Consider the following 21,327-nt stretch of genomic DNA (forward strand, 5'->3'; position numbering starts at 1 on the left):
CTAAGAGTCATGCAAACCTGTGCCAAAAATAGCTAGCAGCGACAGTGGTTTTGCCTGACTATTGTGGTCAAAAAAGCAAGTATGAGGCGGATTCTCCACAAACGCAAACGTTTTCTGTTTGTAAGAACATTTTAACACAAAAAGAGAACGCTTGCAAGAAGAGAAAAACGGTAAACAATTGGGGCAGTAGGAGAGTCCTAAAAGAGCATTATATCCATTAACCAATAAATTGAAAAAAATCTCAAAAACCCCTTGCACTTAAAAAAAAAATAGGTTATAATCAAGTCGACGCAAACGTTTGCATTAAGTAAAAATGAAAAGGCGTAGAGGAAAAAATAACGAGGTGACAAAATGAAAAAACGTCAAAGCGGTGTGCTCATGCACATTTCATCCCTTCCGGGCAAGTACGGTATCGGATCTTTTGGCCAAAGTGCTTATGATTTTGTAGACTTCTTGGTTCGCACCAAGCAGCGCTATTGGCAGATTTTGCCACTGGGAACGACCAGTTATGGTGATTCTCCTTATCAGTCTTTCTCTGCTTTTGCGGGGAATACCTACTTTATCGATTTTGATATTCTGATAGAAGAAGGTTTGCTGAACGAGGCAGATGTCAAGGGAGCTGATTTCGGAGATGATCCTAGAAAAGTAGATTATGCAAAGATTTTCGATGCTCGCCGTCCAATCATGGAAAAAGCAGTAGCTCGCTTCTTAAAAGCAGATGATCTATCTGACTATGAGAGCTTTGTAGAGCAAAATGCAGCTTGGTTGGAAGTTTTCGCTGAGTACATGGCTATCAAGGAGCATTTTGATAATCTAGCTTGGACAGAGTGGCCAGATGAAGCGATTCGCCGCCGTGAGGCTACTAGCCTCGCTTCTTATCGTGAGAAGCTGGCTAACAAGCTGACTTATCATCGTGTAACCCAGTATCTCTTCTTTAAGCAGTGGTTAAAATTAAAAGCCTATGCTAATGAACATCACATCGAGATTGTCGGTGATATGCCAATCTATGTGGCAGCTGACAGTGCTGATGTCTGGGCACAGCCGCACTTCTTTAAGACAGATGCTGTTGGCAAGCCAACTTGTGTGGCAGGCTGTCCGCCAGATGAATTTTCAGAGACTGGTCAGCTTTGGGGCAATCCTATCTATGACTGGGAAGCTATGGATAAAGATGGCTATGCATGGTGGATTGAGCGTCTGCGTGAAAGCTTCAAGATTTACGACATTGTCCGTATCGACCACTTCCGCGGCTTTGAGTCTTACTGGGAAGTACCTGCTGGCTCAGAAACATCTGCTTCTGGTAAGTGGGTCAAAGGTCCTGACTACAAGCTCTTTGCAGCGGTTAAGGAAGCCTTGGGTGATTTGAATATCATCGCAGAAGACCTAGGCTTTATGACGGACGAAGTGATCGAGCTGCGCGAGCGCACTGGTTTCCCAGGAATGAAGATCTTGCAATTCGCCTTCAATCCTGATGATGAAAGCATCGATAGCCCGCATCTGGCGCCAAACAACTCAGTCATGTATACCGGAACCCATGATAACAATACTGTTTTGGGCTGGTACAAGGATGAGATTGACGACGCTACTCGCCAGTACATGGCTCAGTACACCAACCGTAAGGAGTACGAAACAGTACCTCATGCAATGCTGCGCACAATCTTTGCTTCAGTCAGCTTTATGGCCATTGCAACCATGCAAGACCTGCTGGAATTAGATAGTGCAGCACGGATGAACTATCCATCCACAATTGGTGGCAACTGGACTTGGCGGATGACAGCTGAAGAGCTGAATCCAATCGTCGAAGGTGAGCTTTACAGCTTGACCAAGACTTACCGTCGTATGAATACCGATTTAATTAACGAATAAAGAACAGCCGAATCAGGCTTGAAGGGATTAATCATGTCAAACTTACAAACTTATATCAAAAATACTTATTCAAAAAATCTTGCTGATTGCAGCAACGAAGAACTTTACCTGGCTCTTTTGAACTACACTAAATTAGCCAGCGCTCAAAAGCCAGTCAATACTGGTAAGAAAAAACTCTACTATATCTCAGCTGAGTTCCTGATTGGTAAACTTTTGTCTAACAACTTGATCAACCTTGGACTTTACGATGATGTGAAGCAAGAGTTGGCAGATGCTGGTAAAGACTTGATCGAGGTAGAAGAAGTTGAGTTGGAGCCGTCTTTGGGTAACGGAGGCTTGGGTCGTCTGGCTGCCTGCTTCCTGGACTCTATTGCGACACTTGGTCTTAATGGTGATGGTGTAGGACTGAACTACCACTTTGGTCTTTTCCAACAGGTTTTGAAAAACAACGAACAGACAACTATTCCTAACTTCTGGCTGACTGAGCAAAACTGGTTGGTTCGCTCTAGCCGCAGCTACCAAGTGCCATTTGCTCACTTTACCCTGACATCTACTCTTTATGATATTGATGTGCCAGGTTACAAGACAGAAACTAAGAACCGTCTTCGTCTCTTTGATTTGGACTCAGTGGATGCGGATATCATCACAGACGGTATTGACTTTGATAAGACAGATATTGCCCGCAACTTGACCCTCTTCCTCTATCCAGACGATAGTGACAAGCAAGGGGAATTGCTCCGTATCTTCCAGCAGTACTTCATGGTTTCAAATGGTGCTCAGCTGATTATTGACGAAGCGATTGAAAAAGGCAGCAACCTGCACGACTTGGCAGACTATGCTGTCATCCAAATCAATGATACCCACCCATCTCTGGTTATCCCAGAAATGATCCGTCTCTTGACTGAGCGTGGTTTGGATCTGGATGAAGCAATTGCCATCGTACAGAAGATGACTGCTTATACGAACCACACGATTCTAGCTGAAGCTCTTGAAAAATGGCCTCTGGAATTCTTGAAAGAAGTAGTACCGCATCTGGTACCAATCATCAAAGCGCTTGACAAGCGCGTTAAGGCTAAATACGTAGATCCAGCAGTGCAAATCATTGATGAGGACGATCGTGTGCACATGGCGCACATGGATATCCACTACGGATACAGTGTCAATGGTGTTGCTGCTCTGCATACAGAAATCCTGAAAAACTCTGAGCTTAAAGCCTTCTACGATATCTACCCTGAAAAATTCAATAACAAGACCAACGGTATTACTTTCCGCCGCTGGCTCATGCATGCCAACCCACGTCTGTCTCATTATCTAGATGAGTTGCTGGGTCGCGACTGGCACCATGATGCAACTAAGCTCGAAGGCTTGTTGGAATTCACTGGCGCTGCAAATGTTAAAGAAAAATTGGAAGGCATCAAGGCTCACAACAAGCGTAAATTGGCTCGTCACTTGAAGGAAGCACAAGGTGTGGAAATCAATCCAGAATCTATCTTTGATATCCAAATCAAGCGCCTGCATGAGTACAAGCGCCAACAAATGAACGCTCTGTACGTTATCCACAAGTATCTGGACATCAAGGCTGGTAACATCCCTGCTCGTCCAATCACTGTCTTCTTCGGTGGTAAGGCTGCTCCTGCTTACACGATTGCACAGGACATCATCCACCTCATCCTTTGCTTGTCAGAAGTGATTGCTAATGACCCTCAAGTAGCTCCACACCTGCAAGTAGTTATGGTAGAAAACTACAACGTTACAGCGTCTAGCTTCTTGATTGCAGCTGGTGACATTTCTGAGCAGATTTCCCTGGCTTCTAAGGAAGCATCTGGTACTGGTAACATGAAGTTCATGCTTAACGGTGCCTTGACTCTTGGTACTATGGACGGAGCGAACGTTGAGATTGCAGAGCTGGTCGGCGAAGACAACATCTACATCTTCGGTGAAGATTCTGAGACTGTTATTGACCTCTACGCAAAATCCGCTTACAAGTCTAGTGAGTACTATGCACGTGAAGCTATCAAGCCATTGGTTGACTTTATCGTTAGCGATGAAGTATTGGCAGTTGGTAAAGCTGAACGCTTGGAACGTCTTTACAATGAACTGATCAGCAAGGACTGGTTCATGACCCTGCTGGATCTGGAAGACTATATCCAAGTGAAAGAGCGCATGCTGGCGGACTACGAAGACCGCAATGCATGGATGGACAAAGTCATCGTCAATATCGCCAAAGCTGGATTCTTCTCATCTGACCGTACTATCGCTCAATACGAAGAAGAAGTATGGCACTTGAACAGCTAATATTCTTTAAATCAAAAAAGCCGAGACAGCAGTGTTTCGGCTTTGATTTTTTAGTCGAAGAAATGAATAAGGATTTAGCTATTGTGTGGGCTTCTGAAAAGGTGAAAGCTTCTTGGTCTTGTCAGCTTTTTCTTTTCGGTGTATAATAAGTGAAAATATTTCTTTACAGGAGGCGTTCATGAAAAAGAAACCAATTTATCTTTATGTTTTGCTGGTCTTGTCAGCAATCGGAACTTTACTGGGAGTATGGAGCCGTTTTTTCTCAAAGTTTTCTGAGGTAGATTATACACAAATCGGTTTCTCAAAAGAGTTGAGTGATCAGACAAATCAGTTTAATAAACTTTATTTTGAATTTCTTCGTAATGGAATGAATATGATGATTTTTTTCGTTATGACGGCTCTGTTAATAGCATCTATCGTCTTTTTGGTTAGAAAAAATCTGCAGATGGCTAATATTAGCTATATCGTTTATATACTAGTCAGTTTGTTATCTCAAGTTTACGTCTATATTTCATCGAAAGGGATTGTTGGCAAGGTATTTACAAGCCCTGAGAACATTGCAACGCATTCAAACAGTCTTCTTTTAGGAACAGTGCTGGGCTTTATCATCAGTTTAATTTATCTTTCCATCGTCGTCTTTAAGCTAATCCAGCAGCAAAAAGAGGCTGAAAAAGCAGAACTAGCTGCAAACGAATAAGATTTGACAAATAACAGATAAGTGCTTACAATTTTAAGAAGCAGTATCTGTTATTTTTTAGAATGGAGAGTAAAATGACAAAGGTTTCCTTGGTTTACATCAGCTTGAGCGGCAATACAGAGAGTTTTGTCCGTCGGCTGACAGACTATTTGCTGGAGCAGCATCCAAGCCTAGAAGTAGAGAAGATTCATATCAAAGACATGGTAAAGGAAGGACAGCCCTTTTTTGAAATGGACAATCCTTTCATCGCTTTTCTGCCGACTTATCTGGAGGGTGGCAATGGTGTGGACAATGGCGATGTAGAAATTCTGACAACCGATGTGGGGGACTTTATCGCCTATGGTCAGAATGCCAGCAAGTGTCTGGGTGTCATTGGCAGTGGCAATCGTAACTTTAACAACCAATACTGTCTGACAGCCAAGCAATATTCAGAGCGCTTCGGTTTTCCAGTTTTGGCTGATTTTGAAATGCGTGGCATGTTGGGAGACATTAAGAAGGTTGCGGGGATTATTGAAGAGCTCTATCACATTGAAAAAAACGAAAACCAGTGAGGTTTTCGTTTTTTGATGTTCTAAATCAAGCTTACATCTTTTCTGGTGCTTCTACTCCCAGCAAGCGCAAAGCTTCTTTGAGGACAACAGCTGTTGAGTAGCTGAGAGCCAGACGGCTGTCGCGTTCAGGGCTTTCATCCAGAATCCGAGTGTGCGCATAGTATTTGTTAAAGGCTTGAGCCAGACTGATAGCGTATTTGGCAATCAGAGATGGCTCATAGTTGTCAGCAGCACGCTTGACAACACGGCCGAAGTCTTGGAGCAACTTGATAATTTCCCAGCTTTCTGGATCGTTCAGGCTGTACGTAGCCTCTGCATCTGGCTGGAAGTTAGCCTTGCGCAGGATAGACTGGATACGAGCATAAGCATACTGGATGTAAGGACCTGTTTCTCCCTCGAAGGAAACCATAGCTTCCAGGTCAAAGTCGTAACCATTGCGGCGGTCGGTTTTGAGGTCGTAGAACTTAACTGCTCCTACCCCAACTGCACGAGCAACAGCGTCCTTGTTTTCCAATTCTGGGTTTTTAGCTTCAATCTGACTTTTTGCTCGGCTGATAGCTTCCAGCAGAGTTGGTTCGAGGAGGATGATATTTCCTTTACGTGTAGACAATTTTTGACGGTTCTTAGTCACCAGTCCGAAGTCAACGTGAATCATGTCATCGCTCCAGTCAAAGCCCATCTTTTTCAGAACGGCCTTGAGCTGTCTGAAGTGGTTAGCCTGCTCTTGACCTACAACATAGACATTTTTGACAAAGTTGTAAGTGCGAGCCCGGTAGATGGCTGTTGCGATATCACGTGTGATGTAGAGGGTAGCACCGTCTGATTTTTTAATCATAGCAGGCGGAAGGTTAAAGTCTTCCAAGTCTACAATGCTAGCTCCTTTTGATTCCTGCAGGAGACCCTTGTCTTCAAGGATTTGAATCCCTTCGTCCATCTTGTCATTGTAGAAGGCTTCACCGTTTAGGCTGTCAAACTCGACACCTAGGAGTTCGTAGATACGGTTGAATTCTGTCAGACTTTCGTCGCGGAACCATTGCCAAAGCTCAGTTGCTTCTGGGTCGCCATCTTCTAGCTTCTTGAACCAAAGGCGGCCTTCTTCATCCAGAGATGGGTCATTTTCAATCTCGGCATTGATACGCACGTAGAGTTTGAGGAGCTCGTCAATAGGGTTAGCTTCAACAGCTTCCTGACTTCCCCACTTCTTATAAGCTACCATCAAGAGACCAAACTGTTTGCCCCAGTCTCCCAAGTGGTTGATTTTGATGGTGTTGTAGCCAATCTTGCGGAAGATGTTGGAAAGAGCGTCACCGATAACAGTAGAGCGCAAGTGGCCGACTGAGAAAGGCTTGGCAATGTTTGGACTGGACAGGTCGATGGTGATATTCTGATTATTTCCTTCGTTTTGCTGGCCGTAGTCAGCTCCGTCTTTGATGACTTCTTTGATAACTTGGCCGGAAATTTCAGCCTTGCTGAGGAAAAAGTTAACATAAGGACCAGTCGCAACGACTTTGTCAAAATGCGCTGTGTCAATCTTTTCAGCGATATCAGCAGCGATGATTTGAGGAGCTTTGCGCTCAGTCTTTGCCAGAGAAAAGGCTGGGAAGGCGATATCGCCAAGTTCAGAGCTCTTTGGCTGCTCCAATAAATTTAAAATAGCGTCTTGATCAAGGCTGTCAATAACCTTGGCCAATTCGCCGGCAATCAACTGTTTGTTATCCATATTTGCTCCTTTGTGTCTTTTGTTATTATTTTATCACATTTTTCAAGGAATCTTCAATTTTTTTGGGAATAATTTTTGGGCTAATAGGAATTTTTCTGATATAATAAGAGGGATAAGAACCTGTATTTATAGATGAGTTTTCTATCTAATTGCTTTCTTCTCTATTACTCTTCGTTAAAGTTTTTTGTTTATTCTCAGTATTCCTGCAAATCTTTGCCTAGATTGATGGAGAAGCGGTCTTTGATCGGATGGAGTATTCTTCATGAATGCAGCTTCTAAATATTCAATAATGAGGTAAAAATGAGAAAGAATGACCGTCATCAGTTAGTCAAAACGATGATTAAGGAGGAAAAGCTAGGAACGCAAAAGGAGATTCAGGATCGTCTGGAAGCACAAGGGATATATGTGACGCAGACTACCCTGTCGCGTGACCTTCGTGAAATCGGCCTGACCAAGGTTAAGAAGAAGGGGCTGACTTATTATGTTTTGGCGCATGAGACTGAAGAGATCGATTTTATAGAGTTTTTAGCCAAGCATGTGGAGAGTGTGGCCAGGGCAGAGTTTAGTCTGGTTCTTCGTACGGGCCTGGGAGAGGCAACAGTGCTGGCCAATGTCGTGGATAGCTCGTTCGATAGCCGCATTCTGGGAACCGTTGCGGGTGCCAATACTCTTTTAGTGGTTTGCCGGGATCAGGCAGCTGCTCAGGAGATTGAAGAGCAAATACAGGAAGTGATGTAAGAGTCACAGTTTTTTCAGGAAAAATGGAGAGGTTTGAGACAGAAGTCCTGACCTCGTTTGTTTTTAGAAAGGATAGAGATGGCAGTAGAAAAGTTATCGCCAGGCATGCAGCAGTATTTGGATATCAAAAAGGACTATCCAGATGCTTTCTTGCTCTTTCGGATGGGGGATTTCTATGAGCTGTTTTATGATGATGCAGTCAATGCCGCCCAGATTTTAGAGATTTCCCTCACCAGCCGCAATAAAAATGCAGAAAATCCTATTCCCATGGCCGGAGTTCCCTATCATTCGGCTCAGCAGTATATTGATGTTTTGGTCGAATCAGGCTATAAGGTAGCGATTGCGGAGCAGATGGAAGATCCCAAGGAAGCCAAAGGAGTTGTCAAGCGGGAGGTCGTTCAGGTTATCACGCCGGGGACGGTGGTGGACTCCAGTAAGCCGGACTCTGCTAATAACTTTCTGGTGGCTCTGGATTACTCAGAGGGCCTCTATGGTCTGGCTTATATGGACTTGGTGACCGGTGAGTTTCAGGTGACTAGTTTAGAGGACTTTGCCTTGGTCTGCGGGGAAATCCGCAATTTGAAAGCTAGAGAAGTGGTGCTGGGCTATGACTTGCCAGAAGCTGAGGAGCAGGTCTTGGCTGGGCAGATGAACCTTTTGCTGTCCTATGTACAGACAGCCTTGGATGATGTCCAGCTACTGGGAGAGGAACTGTCTCCGATGGAACGTCAGGCAGCGGGGAAATTGCTGGAGTATGTGCACCGAACCCAGATGAGGGAGCTCAGCCATTTGAAGAAGGCCCAGCATTATGAAATCAAGGACTTTCTGCAAATGGACTATGCCACTAAGGCGAGTCTGGATTTGACAGAAAATGCTCGCTCGGGCAAGAAGCACGGCAGTCTTTATTGGCTGATGGACGAGACTAAGACGGCCATGGGTGGCCGCATGCTGCGCTCTTGGATCCAGCGTCCGCTGATTGATGAAGCGCGAATTAGCCAGCGACAGAATGTCGTTGAGGTTTTTCTGGATCATTTCTTTGAGCGGAGTGATTTGACGGAGAGCCTCAAGGGAGTCTACGATATCGAGCGGCTGGCTAGTCGGGTGTCTTTTGGCAAGACCAATCCCAAGGATCTGCTGCAGCTGGCAGCTACATTGGGCAATGTGCCTCAGATTAAGGCTATCTTGCAAGGAATCGGCAGCCAGCATCTAGCTCGTTTGATTGAGGGCTTGGATCCTATTCCAGAGTTGGCAGGCTTGATTAGCTCAGCTATTTCGCCGGATGCGCCCCATATCATCACCGAGGGCAATATCATTCGGACCGGTTTTGATGAGACCTTGGATCAGTATCGGCTTGTGCTGAGGGAGGGGACTGGATGGATTGCGGAGCTGGAAGTTAAAGAACGTGCCAATAGCGGCATCAGCAATCTGAAGATTGATTACAATAAAAAAGATGGTTACTATTTCCACGTGACCAATTCCCAGCTGGCTCATGTGCCTAGTCATTTCTTCCGCAAGGCGACCCTGAAAAATTCGGAGCGTTTCGGAACGGAGGAGCTGGCCAGGATTGAGGGAGAGATGTTGGAGGCGCGTGAAAAATCTGCTAATTTGGAATACGAGATTTTCATGCGGATTCGCGAGGAAGCTGGCAAATACATCCAGCGCTTGCAGGCCTTGGCACAAACGCTGGCAGCTGTAGATGTACTGCAGAGCTTTGCTGCGGTAGCGGAGCAACTACATTTGGTGCGCCCCGTCTTTACTGCAGAGCGCCGTCTGCAGATTGAAAAAGGCCGGCATGCCGTTGTGGAAAAGGTCATGGGAGCCCAAAGCTACATTCCAAATAGTATTCTGCTGGACCAGGAAACGGACATCCAGCTGATTACCGGGCCTAATATGAGCGGGAAATCGACTTATATGCGCCAGCTGGCTATCATCGTCATTATGGCACAGATGGGCTCTTATGTGCCCGCTCAGTCTGCCAGTCTGCCGCTATTCGATGCGATTTTCACTCGCATCGGCGCAGCGGATGATCTGGTATCTGGCCAGTCCACCTTTATGGTGGAGATGATGGAGGCCAATCGGGCCATTCGACAGGCCAGCGAGCGTTCGCTCATTCTCTTTGATGAGCTGGGCCGTGGGACGGCGACTTACGATGGGATGGCGCTGGCTCAGGCTATTATTGAGCATATTCATCATTATACTGGAGCCAAGACCCTCTTTGCCACCCACTATCATGAGCTGACAGCTTTAGAGAATAGCTTGGAGCATTTGGAAAATGTCCATGTAGCAACCTTGGAAAAGGACGGGCAGGTGACTTTCCTGCATAAGATTGAGCCGGGTCCGGCTGACAAGTCCTACGGGATCCATGTGGCTAAAATTGCCGGACTTCCTGAGAAATTACTGGAGCGGGCGGATAGCATTTTGAGTCATTTGGAGAGTCAGGATACAGGACTAGGCTCAGAGCTTCCTACTGCATCCAGACCGAAGCAGTCGCAAGTGGCGGAGCAGATGTCTCTTTTTGCAGAAGGAACGGAAAATCCAGTCCTGACTGAACTACGAGACTTGGACATCTACAATATGACTCCCCTGGAAGTCATGGCAGCAGTGGCCGAGCTCAAGAAGAAGTTGTAAAAACAAAGAACAGACTTGTTAATGCCTCAAGTCTGTTCTTTTTGTTTCTCACGATTTGCTAGACAAACCGCTATTAATTTTTTGAATGTTGCGGTAGGTGTGGTAATAGATGATTCCTGAAATAATCAGATAAATGAGAGTGAATTCCCCAACGGCAGTCAGTGTCAGGCTGAGTATTTTTTCTCTTGGGAAAAATCCAGCTAGGTTAGCTAAAAGTGCAAAGGTTAGAATCATCACGCCAAAGTGGCTGACGATGGAGCGCAGGATGCTCCAGTCTCTTTGGAAGAAGCTTCCACTCCATCTGAAAATAGCTCCCATGATAAACCAGATAAGCATGCAGTAGAGCATGATGAGGGAAACATGGACATGCTGGCTCAAAAAGAAGTGGCCGGTAGGAGAGCGAGGGTGCAGCGGTAGATAAGCTGGATTGTAAAAATAAGAAACAATCATGGAGAAGAAGAGACCGATGAAAATCCCTCCAATTCCTCCGAAAAAGAGTTCTTTAAGACGAGTTTTCATAATTGCAACCTTTCTTTAATGGATTTGAGATAACGGCGGGACGAGTATGTCTGATCACCGTTTTTCAGAAATATTTGAATCAGGCCATTTGGAGTCAGCTTGAGGTGGCTGATTTGTCGGCTGTTGATAATTTCCGACTGAGAAATCTGCAGAAAATAGTCCGGAAGGATCTGCAGCAACTGATAAAGAGCTTGTTGAGCTCGATAGCCGTCTTTTGCTGTTCGGACCTGAATATAACGATTTTCTGTATAGACTCGGTGGATTTCCTTAGCGTCCAGCAGATAGATGTTGTCTTCTTTCTTGACATGAATCTTGTCTTCTTTGCCTAGATGTTGAGCAAAGTGGACCAATTCCTGAATGCTTTCAGTCATGAGACGAGCTTCAATGCTGACGGAGTCTTCGGCGACTTGAGAATCGATTCTTAGCTTAACTTTCATAACTTCCTCCTTTCACCTTTATTAAACCGCAACTTGGCAGCGAAAACAAGCCCTTTTGTCTATGTGGCAGCTATTTGTGTCTATATGGTTTGTCTTGTGAGCAGAGCGGGCAAGATAAGTCTGCCCTCTGATAGAAAGAGCCCAATGTGTTATAATAGATAGCAGAACAAATACGGAGAAAAAGATGTCAAAAATTATCGAACTTCCAGAAATTCTAGCCAATCAGATTGCGGCCGGCGAGGTCATTGAGCGGCCTAGCAGCGTGGTCAAGGAGCTAGTGGAAAATTCAATTGATGCGGGTGCAAGCCAGATTACCATCGAAATCGAGGAGGCCGGACTCAAGAGCATTCAGGTAACGGATAATGGCGAAGGCATAGACCACGAAGATGTTCCTCTGGCCCTTCGACGCCATGCTACCAGTAAAATCAAGAAGCAGGCGGATCTCTTTCGGATTCGGACACTGGGTTTTCGTGGCGAGGCCATTCCTTCCATTGCTTCTGTCTCGCGTTTTACTATTGAGACAGCGACGGAAACGGGCCAGCACGGGACTCTGCTGGTTGCCCAGGGTGGCGAGATCGAAGAGCATGAGCCTACCAGCAGTCCGGTAGGAACGAAAATCAAGATAGAAGATCTCTTCTTTAATACTCCAGCCCGGCTCAAGTATATGAAGAGCCAGCAGGCAGAGCTTTCCCATATCGTTGATGTGATTAATCGGCTTAGTCTGGCCCATCCGGAAGTGGCTTTCACCCTTATCAGTGACGGCCGCGAAATGACACGGACTGCCGGCAGTGGTAATCTGCGTCAGGCTATTGCAGGAATCTATGGTCTGGCAACAGCCAAGAAAATGGTGGAAATCTCTGCTTCAGATTTGGACTTTGAAGTGAGCGGCTATGTCAGTCTGCCTGAGTTGACTCGTGCGAATCGTAATTATATTACGATTCTCATTAACGGCCGCTATATCAAGAATTTCCTGCTTAATCGTGCTATTCTGGACGGCTACGGCAGCAAGCTGATGGTAGGCCGCTTTCCACTAGCGGTCATCAATATTCAGATTGACCCCTATCTGGCCGATGTCAATGTCCATCCGACCAAGCAAGAGGTGAGGATTTCTAAAGAACGCGAACTCATGGCCTTGATTTCGCAAGCCATTGCGACCAGTCTCAAGGAGCAGGACCTTATCCCAGATGCTTTGGAAAATCTAGCCAAATCAACTGTTAAGCGTGCGACTAAACCCGAACAGACCAGTCTTCCTCTGAAAGAAAATCGCCTCTACTACGATAAGGAGCGGAATGACTTCTTCCTCAAACCAGAGGTGGCAGAGCAGCAGTTATCCTTTGAAGAGTCAGCAAAGCCTGTTCATCAAGCGACAGATGAAAAATCAGAACCGCAACCGACTTCGGTCAAATTCGCAGAGAGAAGGCCAGTTAGTTATGACCAACTAGACCATCCAGAGCTAGACCAGGCCAGTCTGGAGCGGGCTGTGGATAAGTTGGGACAGGAAGAGAAATCAAGCTTCCCAGAGTTAGAATATTTCGGCCAGATGCATGGCACCTATCTCTTTGCTCAGGGCAAGGGCGGTCTTTACATTATTGACCAGCATGCTGCTCAAGAGCGGGTCAAGTATGAGTATTATCGGGAGAAGATTGGGGATGTGGACAATAGCCAGCAGCAGCTCTTAGTGCCCTATATCTTTGAATTTCCAGCGGACGATATGTTGCGAATCAAGCAGCGGATGAAGCTGTTAGAAGATGCTGGCATCTTTTTAGAAGAGTACGGAGCCAACCAATTTATCCTCCGCGAGCATCCCATTTGGTTCAAGGAAGAGGAGATTGAAGCCGGCATCTATGAGATGTGCGATATGCTTCTCCTGACCAAGGAAGTTTCCATCAAGAAATATCGAGCAGAGCTAGCTATTATGATGAGCTGCAAACGCTCCATCAAGGCCAATCACAGTCTGGATGACTACTCTGCGCGTGACTTGCTCTTTCAGCTGTCCCAGTGTGACAATCCCTACAACTGCCCACACGGCCGACCGGTCTTAGTCAACTTTACCAAGTCGGATATGGAAAAAATGTTCCGCCGCATTCAGGAAAATCATACTAGCCTGCGGGAGTTGGGGAAATACTAAACTCTATAGAAGATCAAACAGCCCTAGTCATAGAACTAGAGCTGTTTTGAATTTTTGAGCTGAACTTGCGTTCCAGCAAGCAAATCAGCTGGATGGCGTTTGTCCTTGCGAAGTAGTCCCATCAGCAGAAAGATCAAGAAGAGAATCCCTGCTGAAGTTGACAAGAAAATTGACAGGGCATCTGCTTGATAAGCACTACGGATAGCTCCCATATGTCCCAGCTGCCAAGGGAAAAACTTGATAGCAGATCGCAAAAGGCTGTGGGAAAGGCTCCTATGTTTGTAAACCAACTGTAAACCTGCCCAACGCTTGCCAAAACTTCCTTTTCTATAGTCTAACCAAGCAAAGATAATAGTTAGAGGCAGGACTGAGGTAGAAAAAGCCAGAAGCTGGCTCTGGACTTCAGTGAATGCAGGAATGCCTCCTAAAACCAGATAGTAAAAAAAGAGCAATGAGGTAGCCTGAGATGAAGAGCCAGTCTCCAATCAGCTCTTTCAGACGAGTTTTGACAGGTATGGGATTGTCAGTTTTCAGCTTCATCTTGAGCACCTTCTTTCTTAGAATCCTCATCAAGGCCTATAACCTTGTCCAGATACTTTTTCTTAATTTTTAGCGCCTTGTTAATAGCCATTGCTGATGCGATTAAGAGGAAAAATGCCAACCAGACTAGGGCAGTGAATGTTGCTGGAAAGCTAGAACCTGCAAAGAAGAGAAAGATAGCTAGGGCAGATATAAAAATATACAGAACCTGCCAGAAGCTATAAGATTTCACTTCCTTGTAGTAGCGATCTTTTTCGTCTTCTGAGAGGACGGGGTTTATTTCTGGTTTGTCGCTTTCTTCTAAAAGCAGATAATCTGTCGTCACCTGGAAAATCTTGCTCAGCTCTACAATTTTCTCCAGCTCTGGCAGTGCTTGGCCAGATTCCCACTTGGAAATGCTTTGGCGAGAGACATTGATCTGTTCAGCCAGTTTTTCTTGTGACCAGCCTTTTTCTTTTCTTAGTTCAAATAATTTATCAGCGAGTTTCATCATTGCAGCCTCCTTTTCTTTGCTAACTCTATCCTAACAGCTTTTATTTATCTTGAGAATACAGCTTCCTGTACATTTTGTCAACCGCTGGTTGCACTTCTATTAGCAGTTTCCAGACAGAAAATATGATATACTAGATAGGCAAAATGATACAGAAGAAGGAAGATTATGTACGAATATTTTAAAGGAATCGTCAGTAAAATTACAGCCAAGTACATTGTATTGGAAGTCAACTCTATCGGCTATATTCTTCATGTGGCCAACCCCTATGCTTACTCAGGGCGTCTTCATCAGGAAGCCAAGGTCTATGTGCACCAGGTGGTGAGAGAAGACGCGGAGCTCCTGTACGGTTTTGCGACCGAGGAGGAGAAGCAACTCTTTCTCAGCTTGATTTCAGTCTCAGGTATCGGCCCAGTGTCTGCCCTGGCTATTATTGCGGCGGATGATAATGCTGGCTTAGTGCAAGCCATTGAGCAGAAAAACATCACCTACCTGACCAAGTTTCCTAAAATTGGCAAGAAGACAGCCCAGCAGATGGTGCTGGACTTAGAAGGCAAGGTAGTGGCGGCGGATGGTCTGGCAGAAAGCAAGGCACCCGTCCAGACTGTGGATAATCAGGAGCTGGAAGAAGCCATGGAAGCCATGCTGGCTCTGGGCTACAAAGCTACTGAGCTCAAGAAAATCAAGAAATTCTTTGAAGGCACGACGGATACAGCAGAAAACTATATCAAGTCTGCTCTTAAGATGTTGGTGAAATAGGAGAAAGCTATGACCAAACGCTGCGGCTGGGTAAAAATGAACAACCCCTTATATGTGGCCTATCATGATGAGGAGTGGGGCAAGCCTCTCCATGATGATCAGAAATTATTTGAATTGCTCTGCATGGAGACTTATCAGGCTGGACTTTCTTGGGAGACCATTCTGAATAAACGTCAGGCTTTTCGGGAAGCTTTTCATTTCTATGATGCCCAGAAAATTGCTCAGATGACGGATGCGGATCTGGATGATTTGTTGGGCAATCCCGACATCATCCGTAACAAGATGAAAATTTATGCAACTAGGGCTAATGCCCAAGCTTTTTTGGCTGTTCAAAAGCAGTTTGGCTCTTTTAATGACTATATCTGGTCCTTTGTAGATTTCAAAACGATTGACAATGAAATTTTGGACTACGAGGAAGCACCAACTAAGACCGAGCTTTCAGAAACTATGTCCAAGGAGCTGAAGAAGCAAGGCTTCAAATTTGTCGGTCCTGTTTGTGTCTATTCATTCCTAGAAGCAGCTGGGCTTATCAATGATCACGAAAAGGATTGTGACTTTAATCCACATAAAAATACCGTTTGAGAAAGATTCTCAACGGTATTTTTCAATTTCTTCTTTTAGAGATTTTACTAGCTCTTTTTCATCGGCAAGTTGTAGTAGAGCAATCCCTTTTTTTATTAATTCGTTATCATTTTTGCAAATTCCAAGTCGAATCTGTGAAAGCCCGAGGGAATCATAACGTTTTTCTTTTTTTGACAAATCGTAAATGTACTTAGTAATTTCAGCGCATTCTCTCTTTAATCCATTATAAAGATAGATGGTAGAAAGGTTGACTAAGAGTCCGATTTGTACATTATTCCCATAGCGAAATGATTTGTATTTTTTTATGCTATTTAAAATCTTTTGGGTAAATTGTTTGATATTTTCTAAAGGGAAGAAATAAAGGATAGTAGAAAGAAGTCGAAAATCACTTTCATACCAAGTGTCCTGTTTTTCTAAATACGCCCAAATTTTATTGGTAGTAGCATTAATTTCTTTTGTCTCAGAAATGCCATTTTGTCTCAGATGAATAGTAATATTGATGCTATCTAAAGCATGTTTAATCGGAATATCGGAATGTTTATATAGATATGCCTCGCATTCTCTCTTCAATTGTAACAAACCTTTCGTCCCTACAATAGACTCACCTTGGTTATAAAGAGAATTTAAAATTTTCTGCCGTTGACTAGGTTGATAATAATCACAAATGTATTTAAATTCTTCTAGTGTCATATCTATCTGGCGAAGTAAAAAAATCATGGTATCGAACTTTGGCACGACTTGCCCGCTTTCAATTCGTGCCAAAGTTGAGCGAGCTAAAAAATCTCCACAAATTTCTTCTTGAGTCAACCTTTTTGATTTCCTAATTTCTTTATAGATTTTTCCATAATCCCAGCGCATAAGAACTCCTTTTTAAAATGTTACTAAAAGCTACATTTTGAAAAAATATTTTAAAATAGTATATCATGAAATAAAAAGGAGGGCAAAAATGAAGAAAGTGAAATACAATTCTATTTTATTGGCAATGACGCTAATAATGCTTGTAAATGCACTCCCATGGTGGTGGCCGTGGAGATAAGGTGGATAGGATAGAAGTGGAGTGAGTTCAATGTTCTAAATATTTCAAAAAAGTAGGCAAAGATTAAATATATATATATTTAAAAATTAGAATCTATAAAATTTAAGAATTAAAAATAAAACATTAGCTTTATTAGCTACAGTTTCTTTAGGTTTTGGGCTAACTACTATGACTAGTATCGTTAGTGCAGAAGTAGCATATCCAGCCCCATATCCGATTATTGATGAATGGAATTATGGTGTGAATGATAACTATGGTTATTCTAATTACTATGTTAAATCTCCGAATAATATTGGTTCAAAATCTTCGATAACTAATCTTTGGGGAACTGTTAAGTCATCTGATTCTCAAAAATATGGATGGGCAATGTCAAGTTCAACAAAAAGTTGAAATGATGTTCGATTAAATGCACATTGGAACTACTTTAAATTTTAACAATAGTTTATGAAAGTTGGAAGATCCAATAATATTATAGGGTCTTTTATAATATAGGTAGGAGCTTATGAAATTAAAATTAGGTGTTATAGGACTCTTTTTTTGCTTAATTGCTGCCATTGGTCTGGTTAGTATTAGTGATACTCAAAAACCAATACCTTTACCAATTGATGGTGCCTTCTCCATTCAAGGGAAAAGCAATCTTTCTAATGAAGAAATATATCAAATGATTAGTGGCCTATCAGAAGAGAAAAAAGTTAAAATATACAAGCCGGTAGTTCAGAATTCAGGACAGTTGACTTATATAAATCTTGATGATGCCAGCCATGAACAATTAAAGTCTGTACCGATAACAGGGATGTACTATACTCTAGGGGAAATAGATTCAAATGGTTTAAAAAAACTTACGTCTACAGGTCTGCAAGTAGTATATATGGCTTACCCTTGGTATATGGGAGGAATGATACAATTTACTGGCTCTTTAAGATTTTTGTTAATGATTTCAATTTACTTAACCTTATTAGTTGTTTTATTTGTTGTTAGAGCGAGAAAGATTAAAGAAGGGATGATAAGACGTTCTTTAGGATTGCCTGTGTATAACCTAAAAAAGGATTATTTAATTTCTGTTACTTTTGAGCTGATTTTAGTTGCTTTATTGATGGTTTTCTATGGCTCTTTTCTGGGGAGTGGTCTCTTCACCTATAGTTCCAAGTTATTCTTCTCTCTACTTCTAACCAATTTTATAATTTTTCAAATCATTGATCTCATCACCTTTGTTTTATTTTGGCTGACGATTCAGGTTGAAAAGCCTATTGAAATTATAAAAAATAAGGCCAAAAACAGCCTCATTTTTATCGTATGGCTTGCGGTTATTTCTAGCATAATAGTTGTTTCAGGAGTCTTTTTACGGGAAACAAAGGCTAGTCAATCAAAGATAAATATACAGATAAAGCATTTAGAACCATGGAGTGCAGTAAAAGATTGGAAAAGACTAGAGTTTTTGGGTATTGAAAATGAATCTGTTACTAATGGAGAAGAAGCAAATGACTCAGGAGCTAAGTATATAGAGATTGCTAAAGCCTTAAAAAAACTGGATTTTATATATATCAAATCATCTTCAGCCTATGTTCCAGATTTTATGAAAACTTCTCATGTTACAGAAGATTTTTCTAAGCAATTAAAAAGTGATGGGATAACGAATCCAGAGGTTAATAAAAAGCTGGTTTATATCAATCAAACAGGTGCTAAGGTACAAAATAAAGTTAATGGAACAAACTATCGTATTTTAGATAATAAAATAGCAACCATCTATATTCCTAATAAATTTAAAGAGAATAAGGCATCAATCGAGAATACGGTTGTAGCAGAACAATTTACTGGTACAAACTATACAAAAGATGATCTTACGGTGCAAGTCATTCCTGATGGGCAAGAATTTTTCTATTTCAATGAAAATGGCAGTAGTGTCCCTGAAAATAAAGATAATCTACCTTTGGAAAGTGTGACAAATAGTAAGAGTAATATAGTGGTTGTATTAGATACTGATAAAATGGTAGAAACTAACGATTTTATTTTGGCAAGCAATATCATATATAACTCACTTTTTAGTCCAGAAGCAATTAAGGACATCAACGATTTGAGTGCTAGTTTGAATTTTTCAATCAATCCAGTCGAGGTTTACCAAACTGTGAAACTTAATATTCAATCTTTAGAGCACCAAATTCTCCTTTCAAAAATACTGCAAATAGTTATTTGCGGAATTGTATTTCTACTCATTTATCAATATGCTCAAATGTTTGTTGCCTTAAAACAGAATGACTATGTCAAAAAAATCATTTTAGGCCTATCGAAAACAGGTATGGCCATTTCAAGTCTAAAATATTTTATGATAACGATTATAATGGTTATCTTATTGACATTTATCATGACAGGACAAATAGAGTTATTGTATATTGGTCTTGCTTCTTTAACGGTTTTAATGATGTCAATAATAATAAGTTTCAGAAAATTATCTGATAGATACACTCAAATTCTAAAAGGAGATGACTAATGACAATTGAAATTGTGAATGTTACAAAAAAATATGGCTCAAAAGAAATATTTACAGATTTAAATTTAACCTTTGAAGCTGGGAAAAGCTACGCCTTGATTGGCGGTTCGGGTTCAGGTAAAAGTACCTTGCTAAACATTATAGGAAGGCTAGAAAAAATTGACAGTGGAAAAGTGTTAGTTGATAAACAGGATATTTGGAAAACAAAAGAAAGAACCTATTTTAAAAATACTATTGGGTATGTATTCCAAAATTATTCTTTGATAGAAAACAAAACAGTATATGATAATTTAAAACTCCTCAATAAAGACAAAAAGATTATATCTGAGATACTTGAAAAAGTAGGCCTTTCTACGGACTATTTAAAACATAAAATATATGAATTGTCTGGGGGACAGGCTCAGCGTGTAGCTATTGCAAGAATGTTAATGAAACCGCGTAAAATTATTTTAGCGGATGAACCTACAGGAGCCTTGGATAGTGAGATTGGGAATGAAATCATCAACTTATTATTGAGTGAAGCAGCCAAGAATAATTATGTTATTATAGCAACACATGATCCAGCTGTATATAGTAAAGTTGATGTTATCGTTGACATAAAAGATATAGGAAGTCAGGCATGAAAAAGAAAATTTATATTAGTTTGCTACTAGTCATTGGAGTACTCGCAATCGTCTTAATTGGCAAACAAGTGATTAAAAAAGAAAATCCCAATAAACCTTCGGTGGATTTAACAGTCTATACAATCTCTTCGAATGATACCGAAAGATGGGATAAGGTAAGGCAAGTAGAAACAGAAGATGCTGTCTATCTAATATCTGTCAAAGAAGTAGCATCTTCAGAAGAAGTGTTTTCAAATATTATTGCAGATGGCACTGCTATGGGGTTTGGGGTTAGTGAAGAAGAAGTTAAACAATTTAACAATAATTTAGGAACTACTGTAGTAGATGCTAAAAATAATAAATTGATTGGGATAGAATTCTTCACTTTTTCTGATGATGGCAAGGGGTTTTCAGTAGCGAATTTTGATTACGGCAAAAAAGAGTTTAATAATCAAAAAAAAGAAAAGAAAGAGTTCTATAAAAAACTATACGAAGCGTTTAAAAAATAATTTATGATGACACGACAAACGCATAACATAAAGAGAAAAGTTCCAATAAATTTTTGAAATACAAATAAATCTTATGCTCTGATTGGGCCGTCAGGTTCAGGAAAAACAACGTTATTAAATGCAATCGCCCGTCTAGAAAAGCCTAATAACGGCAAGGTCTTACTGAATAATAAAGATATTTGGGCTATGAAAGAAAGAGACTATTTTAAAAACTATCTGGGTTATGTTTTTCAAAACTATGCTTTGGTGGAAGAGGAGACAGTCTGGGATAATTTAAAAATGTTAGCAGGTAAAGCAGAAGTGGCTACTACTTTAATGAAAGTAGGACTGGATGAGTCATTCCTTAACTCTAAAATTTATGAACTTTCAGGTGGTCAGGCTCAGCGTGTTTCGGTTGCCCGACTCTTGCTCAAAAAAGCCAAGATTATTTTGGCTGATGAGCCGACAGGAGCGCTTGATCGGCAAACCGGTCAAGCTATTATAGAATTGTTGTTAAGTCTGGTTGCACCAGATACGGTTGTAATTTTTGCCACTCATGATCCCAATGTGTTTAAACAAGTTGATATTGTTATTGATGTTACACAAATCTGATCTTGATTGAGCTCATTTGTCAAAGGTAGCTGCAGTTTTACTTTCCTCTTTTTTCCTTGCTGTCTTATATATAAAAAGCGAACGCAATCTTTACTTGTCAGTTCTCTTTCATAATTTTCATAATAGTGCGACTATATTTCTTGTTTCATAGAAAAAA

19 protein-coding genes and 2 pseudogenes are annotated in these 21,327 nt (G+C 42.0%); 15 read left to right on the forward strand and 6 right to left on the reverse strand.

Going from position 1 to position 21,327, the window contains the following annotated elements:
• The first annotated feature begins 351 nt into the window (after positions 1–351).
• From malQ to nrdI, 5 genes are all read left to right on the forward strand, one after another.
• A complete protein-coding gene (gene malQ, locus J1C77_RS00605; protein ID WP_002922704.1) occupies positions 352–1,863 on the forward strand; it encodes a 4-alpha-glucanotransferase in 1,512 nt (503 codons plus the stop codon).
• Positions 1,864–1,896: 33 nt separating this feature from the next.
• Positions 1,897–4,158 (forward strand): glycogen/starch/alpha-glucan family phosphorylase, encoded by a 2,262-nt coding sequence (gene glgP, locus J1C77_RS00610; RefSeq protein ID WP_002922703.1) that lies wholly within the window; start codon positions 1,897–1,899, stop codon positions 4,156–4,158.
• Positions 4,140–4,304 (forward strand): hypothetical protein, encoded by a 165-nt coding sequence (locus J1C77_RS00615; protein WP_002902014.1) that lies wholly within the window; start codon positions 4,140–4,142, stop codon positions 4,302–4,304. Before glgP ends, J1C77_RS00615 begins: the two co-directional genes overlap by 19 nt.
• Before the next feature lie 32 nt (positions 4,305–4,336).
• Positions 4,337–4,855: an ABC transporter permease gene (locus tag J1C77_RS00620; RefSeq protein ID WP_002902015.1), complete on the forward strand. Its 519-nt coding sequence runs from the start codon at positions 4,337–4,339 to the stop codon at positions 4,853–4,855.
• Positions 4,856–4,917: 62 nt separating this feature from the next.
• Positions 4,918–5,406, forward strand: a complete 489-nt coding sequence (gene nrdI, locus J1C77_RS00625) for a class Ib ribonucleoside-diphosphate reductase assembly flavoprotein NrdI (protein WP_002894111.1) — start codon at positions 4,918–4,920, stop codon at positions 5,404–5,406.
• Positions 5,407–5,437: 31 nt separating this feature from the next.
• Here the strand turns inward: nrdI and argS are convergent, their stop codons facing one another.
• Positions 5,438–7,126 (reverse strand): arginine--tRNA ligase, encoded by a 1,689-nt coding sequence (argS, locus tag J1C77_RS00630; RefSeq protein WP_002902017.1) that lies wholly within the window; start codon positions 7,124–7,126, stop codon positions 5,438–5,440.
• A 300-nt stretch (positions 7,127–7,426) separates the two neighbouring features.
• On the opposite strand from argS, the gene argR reads away from it, so the two are divergent.
• Positions 7,427–7,864 carry an arginine repressor gene (gene argR, locus J1C77_RS00635; RefSeq protein ID WP_002902018.1) on the forward strand — a complete coding sequence of 146 codons (438 nt, stop codon included), beginning with the start codon at positions 7,427–7,429 and terminating at the stop codon, positions 7,862–7,864.
• Positions 7,865–7,942: 78 nt separating this feature from the next.
• Positions 7,943–10,492, forward strand: a complete 2,550-nt coding sequence (gene mutS, locus J1C77_RS00640; RefSeq protein ID WP_002922702.1) for a DNA mismatch repair protein MutS — start codon at positions 7,943–7,945, stop codon at positions 10,490–10,492.
• Positions 10,493–10,540: 48 nt separating this feature from the next.
• On the opposite strand, the gene J1C77_RS00645 is transcribed toward mutS, so the two are convergent.
• Positions 10,541–11,011 carry a DUF3021 domain-containing protein gene (locus J1C77_RS00645; RefSeq protein ID WP_002922701.1) on the reverse strand — a complete coding sequence of 157 codons (471 nt, stop codon included), beginning with the start codon at positions 11,009–11,011 and terminating at the stop codon, positions 10,541–10,543.
• Positions 11,008–11,448: a LytTR family DNA-binding domain-containing protein gene (locus J1C77_RS00650; RefSeq protein ID WP_002922700.1), complete on the reverse strand. Its 441-nt coding sequence runs from the start codon at positions 11,446–11,448 to the stop codon at positions 11,008–11,010. The genes J1C77_RS00645 and J1C77_RS00650 overlap by 4 nt, the downstream gene beginning before the upstream one ends.
• Before the next feature lie 184 nt (positions 11,449–11,632).
• Here J1C77_RS00650 and mutL point away from each other — a divergent pair, with 184 nt between their 5' ends.
• On the forward strand, positions 11,633–13,576 hold the full coding sequence (gene mutL / locus J1C77_RS00655) for a DNA mismatch repair endonuclease MutL (protein ID WP_002922698.1): 1,944 nt from the start codon (positions 11,633–11,635) through the stop codon (positions 13,574–13,576).
• 35 nt (positions 13,577–13,611) lie between these two features.
• Here mutL and J1C77_RS00660 read toward each other — a convergent pair.
• Positions 13,612–14,116 (reverse strand): annotated as a pseudogene (locus J1C77_RS00660) (RDD family protein).
• Entirely contained in the window at positions 14,100–14,606 is a 507-nt protein-coding gene (locus J1C77_RS00665; RefSeq protein WP_042763228.1) for a helix-turn-helix domain-containing protein, read from the reverse strand. Before J1C77_RS00665 ends, J1C77_RS00660 begins: the two are co-directional and overlap by 17 nt.
• A gap of 168 nt (positions 14,607–14,774) precedes the next feature.
• Between J1C77_RS00665 and ruvA the strand changes: the two genes are divergently transcribed.
• Together ruvA and J1C77_RS00675 are read left to right on the forward strand one after the other, a co-directional pair.
• Positions 14,775–15,365, forward strand: coding sequence for a Holliday junction branch migration protein RuvA (gene ruvA / locus J1C77_RS00670; protein WP_002922693.1), 591 nt, complete (start codon positions 14,775–14,777; stop codon positions 15,363–15,365).
• A 9-nt stretch (positions 15,366–15,374) separates the two neighbouring features.
• Positions 15,375–15,947, forward strand: coding sequence for a DNA-3-methyladenine glycosylase I (locus J1C77_RS00675; protein WP_002922692.1), 573 nt, complete (start codon positions 15,375–15,377; stop codon positions 15,945–15,947).
• A 9-nt stretch (positions 15,948–15,956) separates the two neighbouring features.
• Here J1C77_RS00675 and J1C77_RS00680 read toward each other — a convergent pair whose 3' ends face one another.
• Positions 15,957–16,805 carry a helix-turn-helix domain-containing protein gene (locus tag J1C77_RS00680; RefSeq protein ID WP_002922691.1) on the reverse strand — a complete coding sequence of 283 codons (849 nt, stop codon included), beginning with the start codon at positions 16,803–16,805 and terminating at the stop codon, positions 15,957–15,959.
• Positions 16,806–17,151: 346 nt separating this feature from the next.
• On the opposite strand from J1C77_RS00680, the gene J1C77_RS00685 reads away from it, so the two are divergent.
• From J1C77_RS00685 to J1C77_RS00705, 5 genes and pseudogenes are all read left to right on the forward strand, one after another.
• Positions 17,152–17,373, forward strand: coding sequence for a hypothetical protein (locus J1C77_RS00685; RefSeq protein WP_002922690.1), 222 nt, complete (start codon positions 17,152–17,154; stop codon positions 17,371–17,373).
• A gap of 112 nt (positions 17,374–17,485) precedes the next feature.
• Entirely contained in the window at positions 17,486–19,468 is a 1,983-nt protein-coding gene (locus J1C77_RS00690) for a hypothetical protein (RefSeq protein WP_002922689.1), read from the forward strand.
• Complete coding sequence (locus J1C77_RS00695; protein ID WP_002922687.1) at positions 19,468–20,091, forward strand: ATP-binding cassette domain-containing protein; 624 nt, start codon at positions 19,468–19,470, stop codon at positions 20,089–20,091. The genes J1C77_RS00690 and J1C77_RS00695 overlap by 1 nt, the downstream gene beginning before the upstream one ends.
• A complete protein-coding gene (locus tag J1C77_RS00700) occupies positions 20,088–20,579 on the forward strand; it encodes a hypothetical protein (protein WP_002922685.1) in 492 nt (163 codons plus the stop codon). Before J1C77_RS00695 ends, J1C77_RS00700 begins: the two co-directional genes overlap by 4 nt.
• A 63-nt stretch (positions 20,580–20,642) precedes the next feature.
• Positions 20,643–21,170: pseudogene (locus J1C77_RS00705) on the forward strand (ATP-binding cassette domain-containing protein); the annotation flags it as partial.
• Positions 21,171–21,327 lie beyond the last annotated feature (157 nt).

This window comes from Streptococcus sanguinis, assembly GCF_050223295.1.
Taxonomy (GTDB): domain Bacteria; phylum Bacillota; class Bacilli; order Lactobacillales; family Streptococcaceae; genus Streptococcus; species Streptococcus sanguinis_X.

What these genes read in the sequence shown, in the direction of transcription:
- J1C77_RS00665 (WP_042763228.1), bottom strand. Translation starts at nt 14,606, where the DNA reads ATGAAACTCGCTGATAAATTATTTGAACTAAGAAAAGAAAAAGGCTGG.
- J1C77_RS00680 (WP_002922691.1), bottom strand. Translation starts at nt 16,805, where the DNA reads ATGCGCTGGGATTATGGAAAAATCTATAAAGAAATTAGGAAATCAAAA.
- J1C77_RS00690 (WP_002922689.1), top strand. Translation starts at nt 17,486, where the DNA reads ATGAAATTAAAATTAGGTGTTATAGGACTCTTTTTTTGCTTAATTGCT.
- J1C77_RS00700 (WP_002922685.1), top strand. Translation starts at nt 20,088, where the DNA reads ATGAAAAAGAAAATTTATATTAGTTTGCTACTAGTCATTGGAGTACTC.
- J1C77_RS00695 (WP_002922687.1), top strand. Translation starts at nt 19,468, where the DNA reads ATGACAATTGAAATTGTGAATGTTACAAAAAAATATGGCTCAAAAGAA.
- J1C77_RS00620 (WP_002902015.1), top strand. Translation starts at nt 4,337, where the DNA reads ATGAAAAAGAAACCAATTTATCTTTATGTTTTGCTGGTCTTGTCAGCA.
- mutS (WP_002922702.1), top strand. Translation starts at nt 7,943, where the DNA reads ATGGCAGTAGAAAAGTTATCGCCAGGCATGCAGCAGTATTTGGATATC.
- argR (WP_002902018.1), top strand. Translation starts at nt 7,427, where the DNA reads ATGAGAAAGAATGACCGTCATCAGTTAGTCAAAACGATGATTAAGGAG.
- nrdI (WP_002894111.1), top strand. Translation starts at nt 4,918, where the DNA reads ATGGAGAGTAAAATGACAAAGGTTTCCTTGGTTTACATCAGCTTGAGC.
- J1C77_RS00685 (WP_002922690.1), top strand. Translation starts at nt 17,152, where the DNA reads ATGACTAGTATCGTTAGTGCAGAAGTAGCATATCCAGCCCCATATCCG.
- argS (WP_002902017.1), bottom strand. Translation starts at nt 7,126, where the DNA reads ATGGATAACAAACAGTTGATTGCCGGCGAATTGGCCAAGGTTATTGAC.
- J1C77_RS00615 (WP_002902014.1), top strand. Translation starts at nt 4,140, where the DNA reads ATGGCACTTGAACAGCTAATATTCTTTAAATCAAAAAAGCCGAGACAG.
- malQ (WP_002922704.1), top strand. Translation starts at nt 352, where the DNA reads ATGAAAAAACGTCAAAGCGGTGTGCTCATGCACATTTCATCCCTTCCG.
- J1C77_RS00675 (WP_002922692.1), top strand. Translation starts at nt 15,375, where the DNA reads ATGACCAAACGCTGCGGCTGGGTAAAAATGAACAACCCCTTATATGTG.
- ruvA (WP_002922693.1), top strand. Translation starts at nt 14,775, where the DNA reads ATGTACGAATATTTTAAAGGAATCGTCAGTAAAATTACAGCCAAGTAC.
- J1C77_RS00650 (WP_002922700.1), bottom strand. Translation starts at nt 11,448, where the DNA reads ATGAAAGTTAAGCTAAGAATCGATTCTCAAGTCGCCGAAGACTCCGTC.
- J1C77_RS00645 (WP_002922701.1), bottom strand. Translation starts at nt 11,011, where the DNA reads ATGAAAACTCGTCTTAAAGAACTCTTTTTCGGAGGAATTGGAGGGATT.
- glgP (WP_002922703.1), top strand. Translation starts at nt 1,897, where the DNA reads ATGTCAAACTTACAAACTTATATCAAAAATACTTATTCAAAAAATCTT.
- mutL (WP_002922698.1), top strand. Translation starts at nt 11,633, where the DNA reads ATGTCAAAAATTATCGAACTTCCAGAAATTCTAGCCAATCAGATTGCG.